Here is a 12,818-nt window from a genome sequence, read left to right as displayed (position 1 = left end):
CTCCCAGCGAGTCCCCATCCTGCCCGGTCACGATCCGTCACGGACGCCCCGCCCGGTTGCATCCTGAGTCGGCGGTCACCGGCGCTACGCCGGGCAGGTGGCGCCCTTCGCCGGGACCGTCCCCTCCACCAGGTAGGTGTCGACGGCCGTGTCGATGCACCGGCTCTTGAGGTACGCCGTGTGGCCCTGTCCCTGCCAGGTCAGCACGACCCCCACGCCGAGCGAGGACGCCAGCCGAGCGGTGTTCACGTACGGCGTGGCGGGGTCGTTCAGCGTCCCGATCACCACGATCGGCGCCGAACCCCGCGCGGGCACGGCGGTCGGCACGGCGTGACCGCTCGCGGGCCAGCCGTTGCAGATCGCGAGCTGACCGGCGAAGTACGACCCGAACACCGGGTAGCGGGTGGCCCAGTCCTTGCCGACCGCCGCCAGTTGCGCGTCGGTGTACGTCGTGCCGCCGTCGTTGCAGGTGACGAGCGTGAAGGCGTCGAACAGGTTCGTGTAGTGGCCCTGCGAGTCGCGCTGGTAGTACTGGTCGGCGAGGTCGAGCAGGCCCTGGCCGTTGCCGTTCTGGCCCGACACGATCGCGCGCCCCAGCGCGTCCCAGCTGCCCTGGTCGTAGAGCGCTTCGGCCACCGCGCTGTAGACGACCCCGACCGTCGCCTTCCGCTTCTCGCCCGCGGCGGTCACCGGGATGCCGCCGCCGGTCGCGGCCCTGCGGGCCAGTGCGGTGACGGCCGTGGCCGGGTCGCCCATCGCGGCGCAGGCGGACTTGGTCCTGCAGTCGGCCGCGAACTGCCCGAACGCCTCCTCGAACCCCTTGAGCTGGGTCTCCGAGCTCTGCTGGAAGTTCACCGAGGGGTCGACGGCGCCGTCGAGCACCATGCGTCCGACCGTTTCCGGGAACTGGGTCGCGTACACCGAGCCCAGCAGCGTGCCGTACGAGAAGCCGAGGTAGTCCAGGGCGTCGGCGCCGAGGGCGGTGCGGACCTGGTCCATGTCGCGGGCCGCGTACACGGTGTTGTAGTCGCCCAGCGCCGACCCGTCGGCCTTCGTCGCCGCCTGGCAGCCGCGCACCCACGCGGCGGCGAGGGTCTTGGCCTGGGAGATGCCGGCGGCGGTCCGGACATCCGGCGCGGCGGCGAACACCGAGTCCTTCTGGGCGTCGGTGAGGCACGTGATCGGCGAGGACAGTCCGACCCCGCGTGGGTCGACCCCGACGATGTCGTAGGTCGAGAGGACGTCGTCGGACACCGCGCCCGCCAGGCTGATCGCGAGGCTGACGCTCGACCCGCCCGGTCCGCCGGGGTTGACGATCATCGGCTTCTGCCCGGTCGAGGCGTCGTCGTGGATCTTCAGGACGTAGAGGTCGAGGTCGCCCGCCGTGGGCTTGCTGTAGTCGCGGGGGACCGCGAGCTTGCCGCAGCTGATGACCAGGTTCGCCGCCCGCGACGACGGCACCCCCGCGCTCTCGGGGTCGACGAGCTTGGTGCAGTCGGTGAAGTCGATGCTCGCGACGTCGGTGGGGGTGGGCGACGGGGTGGCCGAGGCGGTCGGGGCCGCGGTCGACGGCGCGCTGGCCCGGACGCCCTCGCCCGAGGTCTGGACGGTGCAGCCGGCGACCGTCAGGGCCGCCACCGCGGCGAGCGGCAGCAGGACACGGCGACGCCACCCACGGAGCACGCGAGGCACGGTACCGAGCCCGGGCCCCTCCGGCGCTGTGGACCTGACGGTGTCAGCGCCCCAGGCCGGGGACGATGTCGTCGAGGGCGTAGGTGAGCGGCTGCTCCAGCTGCTCGTAGGTGCAGGACTCCGGGGTGCGGTCGTCGCGCCAGCGCACGAAGTGGGCGAGGTGCCGGAACCGGTCGCCCTCCATGTGTTCGTACTTGACCTCCAGCACCCGCTCGGGCCGCAGCGGCACGAACGAGAGGTCCTTCGTGGCGTTCCACCGGCTCACCGCGCCCGGCAGCCGTTGCCCGGCGTGGGCCTCGGCGTTCGCCCACTCCTGCCACGGGTGGGTGTCGCCCTCACCGAGCAGCAGGGGTTCGAGCTCGGTGACCAGGTCGGCGCGCCGCTGCGCCGTGAACGCCCCGACGACGCCGACGTGCTGCAACCTGCCGTCGTCGTTGAACAGCCCGAGCAGCAGCGAGCCGACGAGCGGTGCCGCCTCGGTCGAGGTCTTGTGCCAGCGGAACCCGGCCAGCACGCAGTCGGCGGTCCGGACGTGCTTGATCTTGAACATGACCCGCTTGTCGGGCTGGTAGGTGCCGTCGAGGGGTTTGGCGATCACGCCGTCGAGGTGCGCGCCCTCGAGTTCGACGAACCACCGGTTCGCCACCTCGAGGTCGTCGGTGGTCGGGGTGAGGTGGATCGGCGCCTTCACGTCCGCCAGCGCGGCCTCGAGCGCGGCGCGCCGCTCGCGGAACGGCCGCCTCGTGTAGTCCTCGTCGCCGAGGGCGAGCAGGTCGAACGCGACGAAGGAGGCGGGCGTCTTCTGCGAGAGCATCGTCACCCGCGAGACCGCCGGGTGGACGCGTTGCTGCAGCGCCTCGAAGTCCAGGCCGTCGGCGGTGGCGATGACGATCTCGCCGTCGAGCACGCACCGTTCCGGGAGTTCGCGCAGCACGGCCTCGACCAGCTCCGGGAAGTAACGGGTCATCGGCTTCTCGTTGCGGCTGCCGAACTCGACCTCGTCGCCGTCGCGGTAGATCAACGAGCGGAAGCCGTCCCACTTGGGCTCGTACGAGGCCCCGGCGGGGATGGTCGGGACGGACTTGGCCAGCATGGGCGCGACCGGCGGCATGACGGGGAGGTCCACGCGGTCATCGTGCCCGAGTCAGGGCCGCGGGCGCAGGAACGGCACCGTCACGACGGGTCCCCGAGTCGGTAGCGGGCGAACAGCGCGTCGTCCTCCTCGAGCAGGGCGTGCAGGCGCAGGTCGAGCGGCGGGCCGTCCCAGGCCTCACCGCCGACGATGCGCGGGCTGCCCGGCCCGACCAGCAGGGGGGAGACGGACAGGTCGAGTTCGTCGGCGACCCCGGCCCGGGCGAGCGCGGCGAACAGCGACGGCCCGCCCTCGCACAGGACGCGGGTGAGGCCGCGCTCCTCGAGCGCGGCGCGGGCAGCGGCGAGGTCGACGCTGTCCTCGCCCGCCACGACGACGTCCGCGACCTCGGCCAGCGCGGCCCGGCGGCCGGCGTCGGACCGGGCGTGGGTGACCACCATCGTCCGGTTGCGGTCGTGGTTCTCGCCGACGAACAGGCCCGACGTCGGGTCGAGATCGAGGCGCCCGGTGACCACGGCGGTCGGCAACCACTCGCCGAAACCGTGCTCGCGCCGCCACTGCCGGCGTCGGTCGGAGAGCGTCACCGTCTGGTAGCCCTCGGCCTTCGCTGTGCCCGAGGCCACCAGCACGACGTCGGCGAGGTCGCGCAGCGCGGCGAACACCCGGTTGTCGCCCGGGGTCTGCAGGCCGCGGGACGCGCCGTCGACGGTGATCCCGCCGTCGACCGAGGCGATGAAGTTGACCCGCACCCCGCCGCCGTCGACCCAGTCACGGGCGTACCAGTCGTGGACGTCGACCTCGCCGGTCTCGGGGGGCAGCAGCGCACGCACGGAGGGCAGTCTGCCCCGCGACTACTCTCGCGCCCCGTGCCCGCCCACCTCGCCGACCGCACGCCGTCGGTGAGTCCGGAGCAGTTGGTCGCCGGTCTGGTGCCCCCGCCTCTGTTCGACGACGTCGGCTTCGACACCTACCGGCCCGACCCGGCCGAGCCGACGCAGGCCGCGGCCCTGACAGCGGTCGAGCGGTTCGCCGCGACGCTGGGGGACCGGCGACCGAGGAGGAAGCGGCTGTTCGGCCGGGGCGACGCCACTCCCGCAGCCCACGGCATCTACCTCGACGGCGGCTTCGGGGTCGGCAAGACGCACCTGCTGGCCTCGCTCTGGCACGCCGCCCCCGAGCCACGCGCGTACGCCACGTTCGTCGAACTCACCCACCTCGCCGGAGCGCTCGGGTTCCACCAGCTGGTCGAGGCCCTGGCGCCGATGTCGCTGCTGGCCATCGACGAGTTCGAACTCGACGACCCCGGCGACACCGTGCTGGTCTCGACGCTGCTCGCCCGGCTTGCGGAAGCCGGGGTGGCGCTCGCGGCGACCTCCAACACGCTGCCCGACCGGCTCGGCGAGGACCGGTTCGCGACCGAGGACTTCCTGCGCGAGATCCAGGGCCTCGCGGCCCGGTTCACCTCGGTGCGGGTCGACGGCCCCGACTTCCGGCACCGCGGGCTGCCGGAGCCGCCGGCGCCCGGCTCGGACGCCGACGTCGCCACCCGGGTCGACCGGGTCGACGGCGCCACGCTCGACGGCTTCGCCGACCTCACCACGCGCCTGGCGGCCCTGCACCCGTCGCGGTACGGCGCGCTGGTCGACGGTGTGCCACTGATCGGGCTCACCGGGGTGGAGACGGTGCACGACCAGAACGTCGGCCTGCGGCTGGTGGTCTTCGCCGACCGCGTCTACGACCGGCAGATCCCGCTGGTCACGTCCGGCGTCCCGCTGGACCAGCTCTTCGACGACGCCATGCTCGCGGGCGGTTACCGCAAGAAGTACCGCCGCGCCATCAGCCGCCTCGTCGCCCTCGCCCGACTGAACTGACGAATTCTGTGTACTCCTGGGTCGTCAGGCTGCAGGAGTACACAGAATTCGGCTCTACAGCTCGGTGATGGGGATCGAGGGGTCCTCGAGGCGTTCGCGGGCGACCGGCTTGCCGGACTTGATGAGCGCCTGCAGGTCGTCGGTGACGTCCCAGGTGTTGGCGTTCATCGCTGCCACCACCTTGCCGTCGTCCATCTGCCAGAACGCGATGAACTCGCGCGGCGGTTCGGTCGAGCCACGGAACACGATGGTGGCGTTCGGGTTGGGCGGCCCGGCGATCTCCATGGAGAAGTCGAACTGGTCGGAGAAGAAGAACGGCAGGAAGTCGACGACGTCACGCTCCGTGCCAGCGATCGAGTGCGCCGCGATCTTGGCGCCGTCGAGGGCCAAGGCCCAGTGCTCGACGCGGGAACGGGCGCCGGTGACGGGGTTGTCGATGGCGGCGATGTCGCCGACGGCCCAGATGCCCGGCACCGAGGTCCGCAGCGACCCGTCGACGGCCACGCCCTGGGTGTTCTCGTCGATCTCGCAGCCGGCGGCCTTCGCGAGATCGAGACGCGGCTTCGAACCCACCGCCATGACGACGACGTCGGCCGCCTCGGCCGTGCCGTCGGCGAACTCGATCCCGACGGCCTTCCCGTCCTCGACGAGCACCTGCGCGACGTCGGCGTCGAGGCGCACCTGGACGCCGTGCTCCTCGTGCACGGCCTGGTAGATCCCGCCGATGACCGGGCCCATCTTGGTCAGCTGCGGGGTGTCGGCGACCACGGTGACCTCGGCCCCGCGCTGCCGTGCCGCGGCCGCGACCTCGAGCCCCAACCAGCTGCCGCCGACCACCACGACCTTCGTTGCATCCTGCAACGCAGCCCGGAGCCGGTCGGAGTCCTCCTTGGTGCGGATGTAGAACGCCTTGTCCGCGCCGGGGATGTCGAGCACGAGCGGTTCGACGCCCGTGGCGATGACCAGCGAATCCCACGGGACGGTCTCGCCGTCGGCGGTGACGGTCTTCGCGTCGGCGTCGACCGCCGTGACCGTGACGCCGGTGCGCACGTCGACGTCGTCCGGCACCTCGATCGGCGTGAACGCGGTGTCGTCGCCCGCGAGGTAGCCCTTGGACAGCGGCGGACGTTCGTAGGGGGCATCGGGTTCGGCGCCGAGCAGCGTGATGGGCTCGGTGTAGCCGACCTTGCGCAACTCGGCGGCGGTGGTGGCTCCGGCCTGGCCGGCTCCGACGATGACGACGCTCATGGGTGTGTGCCTCCTGGTTTGAGCACGGTGTGGGAACTACCGGACGCGGACGATGACCGCGGTCTCGGCTGGCAGGTCGTGGAGGGTGCCGGTCTGGCCGACACCGTCGATGCTTCCCGACGTGGCGGTCAGCTCGGTCGGCGCGGTCGAGAAGACCACCTCTCGCACCTCGCCGCCCACAGGCACGTCCTGTGGGTGGTCGGCGAAGTTGACGGCGACACGGAACGCCCCGCGGTGCAGGGCGAACCAGCCGTCGTCCTCGGAGAAGTCGACCTGCACGAGGTCGAGGCGCGGGTCGGCGAGGTCGGCGTGCTGGCGGCGCAGGCGGGCGAGCTCCCGGTACACGGCGAGTACGTCGCCGTGCCCCTCGCTCTCGATCTCGTCCCAGGCCAGGACGGCCTCCCGGTAGGCGGCGGGGTCCTGCGGGTCGATCATCGTCGACAGGTCCCAGCCGTGACCGTCGAACTCCTCCAGCCGTCCCTTGCTGACGGCCTCGCCGAGGTCCTTCTCGGGGTGCGAGGTGAAGAACGGCCAGCGGGTCGACGCGGCCCACTCCTCACCCATCCAGAGCATGGGCGTGAACGGCGAGGTGTACAGCAACGTCGCGCCGATCTTCAGGCGGGCGTGCGAGGTCAGCTCCGGCAGCCGGTTGCCGACCGCCCGGTTGCCCACCTGGTCGTGGTCCTGCAGGAACACCACGAACCGGTAGCCGGGCGTGAGGCTGCGATCGACCGGCCGGCCGTGCTTGCGGCCGCGGAACGACGAGTAGGTGCCGTCGTGGAAGAAGGCGTGCGTGTACACCTTCGCCAGCACGTCCAAGCCGTGGAAGTCGGCGTAGTACCCCTGGGTCTCGCCGGTCAGGTTGCTGTGCAGGGCGTGGTGGACGTCGTCGGTCCACTGGCCGTCCATGCCCTCGCCGCCCGCCTCCCGCGGCGTGATCATGCGCGGGTCGTTGAGGTCCGACTCGGCCACGAGCGTCAGCGGCCGGCGCGCAGCTGGCCGCAACTCGTCGACGGCGTCGGCGATCTCCTGCAGGATGTGCCGCGGGCTCTCGTCGGCCAGGGCGTGCACGGCGTCGAGACGCAGTCCGTCGAGGTGGAACTCGGTGAGCCACTGCCGCACGTTGTCGACGATGTAGGCGCGCACGGCGTCGGATCCGGCGCCGTCGAGGTTGATCAGGTCGCCCCAGGTCGAGCGGCCGGTCTTGAGGTACGGGCCGAACTCGGGCAGGTAGTTGCCGCTCGGGCCGAGGTGGTTGTAGACGACGTCGAGCACCACCGCCAACCCGCGCACGTGGCAGGCGTCCACGAACCGCTTGAAGCCGTCGGGGCCGCCGAGGGGTTCGTGGACGGCGTACCAGGCCACGCCGTCGTAACCCCAGTTCCAGGTGCCGTTGACGCCGTTGACCGGCAGCACCTCGACGTGGGTCACGCCGAGCGAGACCAGGTGGTCGAGCCGCTCGACGGCGCTGTCGAACGTCGCTCCCGGCGTGAACGTTGCAACGTGCAACTCGTAGTACAGCGCTCCGGGCAGCGGCCGCCCCGTCCAGGCGTCGTCGGACCACGCGAAGGCGTCGGGGTCGTAGACCCGGGACCGGCCGTGCACGCCGTCGGGCAGCCAGCGGCTGCGCGGGTCCGGGCGTTCGGGCGGTCGCGAGCCGTCCTCCGCGTCGTCGCCGAGGAGGAAGGCGTAGTCGGTGCCGGGGCCGGCGTCGTCGACCGTGGCCGACCACCAGCCGTCCCCGGTCGCCGCCAGCTCGCTGACGGCTTCGGGCGTGGAACCGGAACCGCCGGCGGTCAGCACGCGGACGCGCTCGACCGCGGGCGCCCAGACGTCGAACTGGTGCACCTGTCTCCTCGGGATGATCTCGTCGGGGAGCCACTAACGTCTCCCTCGTGGCTCATACCCGTTCGGTGCGTCAGAACCTCCGCGTCCGTCCCGGTGTCGTCAACCTCGCGGGGTACGACACCGCCGCGACCCCGCTCGCGCCCGGTGGTAAGGCGAAGACCACCGCGGCGCTCGCGGACCCGCCCGGCACCTCGCTCGAGGAGTGGCAGGAGCGGCTGACGGCGTCGGCGGCCGAGGGGCTCTCGCCCCGCTCGGTGCTGCTGGTGCTGCAGGGCATCGACACCGCGGGCAAGGGCGGCGTGGTCAAGCACGTCGTCGGCCAGCTGCAGCCCGAGGCCGTCCGGATCACGGCGTTCAAGCGCCCGACCCCCACCGAGCTCGCCCACCACTACCTGTGGCGGATCCGCCGGGCGCTGCCCGCGATGGGGCAGATCGGGGTGTTCGACCGGTCGCACTACGAGGACGTCATCGTCCCGCGGGTCCACGACACCCTGCCGCTCGCGACGGTCGAGGCCCGGTACGAGGAGATCAACGCCTTCGAGCGCGACCTGGTCGCGGGCGGCACGACCGTCGTCAAGGTGTTCCTGCACATCTCGTACGCCACCCAGCGCGAGCGGCTGCTGGCCCGGCTCGACGATCCCACCAAGACCTGGAAGTTCTCCGAGGGCGACGTCGACGAGCGCGGTTTCTGGACCGAGTACCAGACCGCGTTCGGGGCGATGCTCGAGAAGACCGACACCGACGTCGCGCCCTGGTACGTCGTCCCGAGCGACCGCAAGTGGTACCGGAACTGGGCGGTGGGGGAGATCCTGCGCGAGACGTTCGCCGAGCTCGATCCCGTCTACCCGCCCCCGGCGGTCGACGCCGGGGCCATGAGGAAGCGGCTGCAACCGCCGTACTGAGGTCCGCTCAGGGCTGGGCGACCGGCGGGATCGACCCGTGCGGCCGCCGCTCGCGCAGTTCCTGCGCCTTGACCCCGAGCAGGTTGGTGGTCCGGGCGATGCCGGTCGGACGCAGCGGCAGGACGAGCGAGGGCGGCACCGTCAGCGCCGTCGCGTCGGGCGCCTGGATCTCCAGCGTGAGCGCGCCGCCACGTTGCTTGGCCACGGCGATCCCACTGATCCGGTCCCACGTCAGGGAGCTCTCGCCGGTGTAGCGACGGATGCCGATGCCGTCGTCGTCGGCGATCAGGTACATCCGCGCTGCCGCCACGGCTGCGACGAAGAACGCGACCGCCAGCAGCGCCACGATGCCGATGACCACGCCGCTCCCGCCGCCGTAGATCGCGTAGCCCGCGAGCGCGGCCGTGACGAGGAACAGCACGGCCGGTTCCCACCGCGGCAGCCGCCAGATCACGGCGGGCCGTTCCTCCTCGGGGGGCGTCACGGCGGACGAGCATAGAGCGTGCGGCTGAGCTCCCTCTGCCCTCGCTACCGTCGCGCGGTGCACGCGTTCACCCTCTGGGTCGGTTTCGTCGGCGCCTGGTTCCTCGTGATGGGTCCTCTCCGTCAGGCGGCCGGGGAGTTGCACGAGCAGGACCTCGACCGCGAGGCGCTCGCCGAGGCGGGTCGGGGAGTGGTCTCGCCGCCCCGGGTGTCGGACTGGTGGTGGCTGGTGCCGCCGGTGAAGTACCTCCGCGAACGGCGGCGCAACCAGGCGTTCCGGCGGGCCGTGTTCGAGGCGCTGGGTCCTGAGGACCGGGCCGCGTTCGTCGACTACATGAACAAGGCCACCGGGTGGCTCCTGGTCGCGGTCGGGGGCACGTGCATCGCGGGCAAGGAGACGTGGGAGCTCCTCGACCACTACGAGCAGCACGTGTGGCTGTGGCTCGTCGTCATGGGCGTGCTCGGCGTCGCCGCGGCTGCGTTCGCCGCCGCGTCGGTCGGCCGGGGCGACCAGATGAAGGGCTCACCGCGCCGCCGTCCGTCGCGTCGAACGGGTTGATCGTCGCGACGTGGCTCCGTCCCCACTGCCTCCCGGCGCATCCGCCTGGACGGGAGCGGAGCGTGCCGCCGGCGGTGTCCGTGTCAGCGACGCACGCCGAGGACGGCGAAGGTGGCGGCGACGCCGTCCTCGATGACCGCACCCCAGGCGTCGTGGCCGAACCAGCGGACGGCGGCGGCCCGGAACCAGGCCCCCGCGTAGGTCGTCGCGAGCGCTCCGGTGAGGCCGATCAGGGCGGGCGCGCCCTCGCTGACGCCCTCACGGCGGGCCAGCAGGACCCCGCAGCCCGCCCCGTTGACGGCCCGGAACGGCAGCCCGCCGGCCGAGAGTCGTGACGGGGTGGCGGGCAGCTTGTCTCCGGTGGTCTCGCCGACGGCGGCCACGGCGGCCGCGACCTTGGCCGCGGGCGTGCTCAGGGCGTGCTCGACCAGGGGCGTCTCCGCCACCGCGGCGGGCGCGGTCAGTGTGAGCGCCGCGAGCCCGTAGCTGCTGCGCGAACCGGTCGCGAAGCCGAGGAACAACGCCCGGAGCGGGGTGGGCAGCGCCATCAGCGGGCCGCCTTCAGCGCCGCGAGGTCATGCTGCTCCATCGAGGTCAACGCCGCGTGCGCGACGACGCCGTAGGCGAGGTGGAACGCGGCGTCGCTCAACCAGTCCTTCGCGGCCCACGACCTCGGGTCGCTGACCTTGGTGAGGAACAGCGGCACGTCCGCCGCCGCCATCGCGGCGAGCCCCATGAGCGGCGCGCCGAGGAACGCCGGCAGCTTGAGTCCGGTGGAGTGCAGCGCGCCGGAGACCGCCCCGACGCCCACACCGGCGAGGATGCCGGCGAGCGGTCCGGACGCCTCGTAGCGGTTGTCCCGCTCCTCGCCGGAGCCGGGGATGTCGGTGCCGGCGTCCTGGGCGAGTTTCTCGACCATCTGGCTCGGGACGTCGCTCGCGCCACGGCCGCGCACGAACATGTCGCCGTACGTGGCGGCGTTGAGCGCGGTGACGCCGGCGGCTCCTGCGAGCGCGCCACGTCCGAGACCTTTCAGCAGACCGGGCATGAGGGGCTCGTACCCGGACGGGCGTCGCCCTATGCACGACGCGACGCGGGGCACCATGGGGCGGTGAGGCGATCCCGACGCGTCCTGTCCGGCGTGCTCGCCGCGGCGGTGGTGACCGGCCTCGCGGCGTGCTCGTCGAGCCCGGCGCCTCCCACCGACGCCCCGTCGGCGTCGACCCGGCCGTCGGCGCCGTCCTCGGCCGCACCGCCGTCGGCGGCGACCTTCGCGACCACGACGGTCACGCTGCAGGTGCCCGACGGCCTGGCCGTGGCGCCGTTCGACCGTCCGCGGCAGGTCCAGGTGCCGGTCGGCTGGTCGATGGCGTTGTGGGCGCGGGTCGACGGCGCCCGGCTCGCGGCCTGGGCGCCGGACGGCTCCCTGCTGATCTCCCGCCCGGGTTCGGGTGACGTCGTGCGGCTGACCCCGGGCCCGACCGCCACGGCCACCCCGAGGACGTCGACCGTGCTCTCGGGTCTGGACCAGCCGCACGGCCTCGCCTTCGCGGGCGGCACCCTCTTCGTCGCGCAGAGCGACGAGGTCGACTCCTACCGCTACGCGAACGGCGCCGCCGACGGTCAGCAGGTCGTCGCCGGGGGACTGCCCGACGCCAAGAGCCCCGAGTTGCACGGGGCTTACGCGCACGCGCTGAAGAGTGTTGCAGTGGGCAACGACGGCGCTGTCTACTACTCGATCGGGTCCACGGCCAACACCTCGGCGGACGACCGTGACGCCTCCCCGCAGCGCGCCACCATCTACCGGGTGCCGCCCGGCGGCGGCACGCCGGAGGTGTACGCGCGGGGCGTGCGCAACGGCACCGGACTCGCGGTCGCGCCCGACGGCGCGGTGTGGACCGCGGTGAACAACCGCGACAACATCGCCTACCCGTGGGACCAGCCCTACGGCGAGGCCGACGGCTCGTCCTACGGTCAGGTCATCCCCGACTACGTCGACGACCACCCGGCCGAGGAACTGGCGAAGCTCACGCCCGGACGCGACCTGGGCTGGCCGTTCTGCAACCCCGATCCCGACGTCCGGCAGGGCGTGGCCGGGACGGCCTACGACTACGCGACCCCGCCGTTCGTCCGCGACGCCCAGACCAACCCGGACGGCCGCGAGCTCGACTGCGGCACGCTCGCCCCGATCGAGCAGACCTTCGGCGCGCACTCGGCGCCGCTCGGGTTGTCGTTCGCCGACCTCCCCGGCCTCGGTGCCGGCGCGCTCGTCGGCGTCCACGGCTCCTGGAACCGGCAACCACCGCGTCCGCCGGAGGTCTCGTTCTTCGCCTCGGACGGCAACGGCGGACTCGGCGGCCAGCAGACCCTCCTCGGCGGTTTCCAGGCCGACGACGGCAGCCGCTGGGGCCGCCCCGTCGCGGCCGTGCTCGGCCCCGACGGCGCCGTCTACGTCACCGACGACACCGCGGGCGCCGTCTACCGCCTGACCCGCACCGGCCGCTGACGCCTACTGCTGCCCCGGCGACGCCGTCCCGCACTCCCAGAAGTGCAGGGTCCGGTCGTTCCGGCGACCAGGCAGTGCCCCTGTGGCGGTCGACCGGACGTGAGGCGCGACGAACGGGGGACTACTCGACGGTGACCTTCGCCGTGCCGTCGCGGGAGGCGGCGAGGACGAGGCGGTGCAGCGGGGTGTGCGACCGGCGGGTGGAGGCGTCGAGCTGGTCGATCGCCGCGTCGAGGGCGGGGGAGAGCGGCCCGAGGTCGGCCTGGGTGCCGTCGGCGCGCACGACCGTGACCCGACGGCTCAGGTCGTCCACCTCCAGGCGCAGCCCCCGCCAGTCCGGCGGGGCGAGCGCCACCATGGCCTCGGCGACCGACGCCGCGTCGTGACGTCGCCCGGCCGGCCCGGGGAACTGTGCCGCCCGTCGGTGTTCACGCCGGTGCCGCGCGAACTGGACGGTGAGGGCGAGCGCGAGCAGGACGACGCCCGACACCACGAACCCGAGCCCGAGGCCGGCGAGGGGGTCGCCCGCGAGCAGCACGCAGACGACCAGGGGCACCGCCGTGACCGCGCAGAACGCTGCCACGGCAGCGATCCGGCGCGCGGTCACGACGGCGTC

At 72.9% G+C, this 12,818-nt stretch carries 13 protein-coding genes; 4 read left to right on the top strand and 9 right to left on the bottom strand.

Annotated elements, in window-relative coordinates:
• Positions 1–84 precede the first annotated feature (84 nt).
• The 3 genes from ACXR2U_RS11035 to ACXR2U_RS11025 are packed head-to-tail and all read right to left on the bottom strand — an operon-like array spanning position 85 to position 3,615.
• On the bottom strand, positions 85–1,683 hold the full coding sequence (locus ACXR2U_RS11035; RefSeq protein WP_458825067.1) for an alpha/beta hydrolase: 1,599 nt from the start codon (positions 1,681–1,683) through the stop codon (positions 85–87).
• Positions 1,684–1,735: 52 nt separating this feature from the next.
• Positions 1,736–2,818 (bottom strand): ATP-dependent DNA ligase, encoded by a 1,083-nt coding sequence (locus ACXR2U_RS11030; RefSeq protein WP_458825066.1) that lies wholly within the window; start codon positions 2,816–2,818, stop codon positions 1,736–1,738.
• A 47-nt stretch (positions 2,819–2,865) separates the two neighbouring features.
• The gene (locus tag ACXR2U_RS11025; RefSeq protein WP_458825065.1) at positions 2,866–3,615 is read right to left on the bottom strand and encodes a dihydrofolate reductase family protein; all 750 of its coding nucleotides are present in this window, start codon (positions 3,613–3,615) and stop codon (positions 2,866–2,868) included.
• A 36-nt stretch (positions 3,616–3,651) separates the two neighbouring features.
• On the opposite strand from ACXR2U_RS11025, the gene zapE reads away from it, so the two are divergent.
• On the top strand, positions 3,652–4,656 hold the full coding sequence (gene zapE / locus ACXR2U_RS11020) for a cell division protein ZapE (protein ID WP_458825064.1): 1,005 nt from the start codon (positions 3,652–3,654) through the stop codon (positions 4,654–4,656).
• A gap of 54 nt (positions 4,657–4,710) precedes the next feature.
• On the opposite strand, the gene ACXR2U_RS11015 is transcribed toward zapE, so the two are convergent.
• Together ACXR2U_RS11015 and treZ are read right to left on the bottom strand one after the other, a co-directional pair.
• The gene (locus tag ACXR2U_RS11015; RefSeq protein ID WP_458825063.1) at positions 4,711–5,904 is read right to left on the bottom strand and encodes an NAD(P)/FAD-dependent oxidoreductase; all 1,194 of its coding nucleotides are present in this window, start codon (positions 5,902–5,904) and stop codon (positions 4,711–4,713) included.
• Between the two features lie 36 nt (positions 5,905–5,940).
• Positions 5,941–7,752, bottom strand: coding sequence for a malto-oligosyltrehalose trehalohydrolase (treZ, locus tag ACXR2U_RS11010; RefSeq protein ID WP_458825062.1), 1,812 nt, complete (start codon positions 7,750–7,752; stop codon positions 5,941–5,943).
• Between the two features lie 47 nt (positions 7,753–7,799).
• Between treZ and ACXR2U_RS11005 the strand changes: the two genes are divergently transcribed.
• Entirely contained in the window at positions 7,800–8,654 is an 855-nt protein-coding gene (locus tag ACXR2U_RS11005) for a PPK2 family polyphosphate kinase (RefSeq protein ID WP_458825061.1), read from the top strand.
• Between the two features lie 7 nt (positions 8,655–8,661).
• Here ACXR2U_RS11005 and ACXR2U_RS11000 read toward each other — a convergent pair whose 3' ends face one another.
• Positions 8,662–9,138: a hypothetical protein gene (locus ACXR2U_RS11000; RefSeq protein ID WP_458825060.1), complete on the bottom strand. Its 477-nt coding sequence runs from the start codon at positions 9,136–9,138 to the stop codon at positions 8,662–8,664.
• A gap of 57 nt (positions 9,139–9,195) precedes the next feature.
• Here ACXR2U_RS11000 and ACXR2U_RS10995 point away from each other — a divergent pair, with 57 nt between their 5' ends.
• Complete coding sequence (locus ACXR2U_RS10995; protein WP_458825059.1) at positions 9,196–9,696, top strand: hypothetical protein; 501 nt, start codon at positions 9,196–9,198, stop codon at positions 9,694–9,696.
• Positions 9,697–9,779: 83 nt separating this feature from the next.
• On the opposite strand, the gene ACXR2U_RS10990 is transcribed toward ACXR2U_RS10995, so the two are convergent.
• Positions 9,780–10,244, bottom strand: a complete 465-nt coding sequence (locus ACXR2U_RS10990) for a hypothetical protein (protein WP_458825058.1) — start codon at positions 10,242–10,244, stop codon at positions 9,780–9,782.
• Positions 10,244–10,744 carry a hypothetical protein gene (locus ACXR2U_RS10985; protein ID WP_458825057.1) on the bottom strand — a complete coding sequence of 167 codons (501 nt, stop codon included), beginning with the start codon at positions 10,742–10,744 and terminating at the stop codon, positions 10,244–10,246. The genes ACXR2U_RS10990 and ACXR2U_RS10985 overlap by 1 nt, the downstream gene beginning before the upstream one ends.
• 63 nt (positions 10,745–10,807) lie before the next feature.
• Between ACXR2U_RS10985 and ACXR2U_RS10980 the strand changes: the two genes are divergently transcribed.
• Entirely contained in the window at positions 10,808–12,202 is a 1,395-nt protein-coding gene (locus ACXR2U_RS10980; protein ID WP_458825056.1) for a PQQ-dependent sugar dehydrogenase, read from the top strand.
• A gap of 121 nt (positions 12,203–12,323) precedes the next feature.
• Here the strand turns inward: ACXR2U_RS10980 and ACXR2U_RS10975 are convergent, their stop codons facing one another.
• Positions 12,324–12,809, bottom strand: a complete 486-nt coding sequence (locus tag ACXR2U_RS10975) for a hypothetical protein (RefSeq protein ID WP_458825055.1) — start codon at positions 12,807–12,809, stop codon at positions 12,324–12,326.
• Positions 12,810–12,818: the final 9 nt, after the last annotated feature.

The sequence above is a fragment of the Jatrophihabitans sp. YIM 134969 genome, from assembly GCF_054456675.1.
Note: the sequence above shows the minus strand (reverse complement) of the source record. Positions and strands in the feature narration are given on the sequence as shown.

Bases quoted from the DNA above. Each gene is read 5' to 3' on its own strand.
- ACXR2U_RS11015 (WP_458825063.1), bottom strand. From the start codon at position 5,904: ATGAGCGTCGTCATCGTCGGAGCCGGCCAGGCCGGAGCCACCACCGCC.
- ACXR2U_RS10985 (WP_458825057.1), bottom strand. From the start codon at position 10,744: ATGCCCGGTCTGCTGAAAGGTCTCGGACGTGGCGCGCTCGCAGGAGCC.
- ACXR2U_RS10990 (WP_458825058.1), bottom strand. From the start codon at position 10,244: ATGGCGCTGCCCACCCCGCTCCGGGCGTTGTTCCTCGGCTTCGCGACC.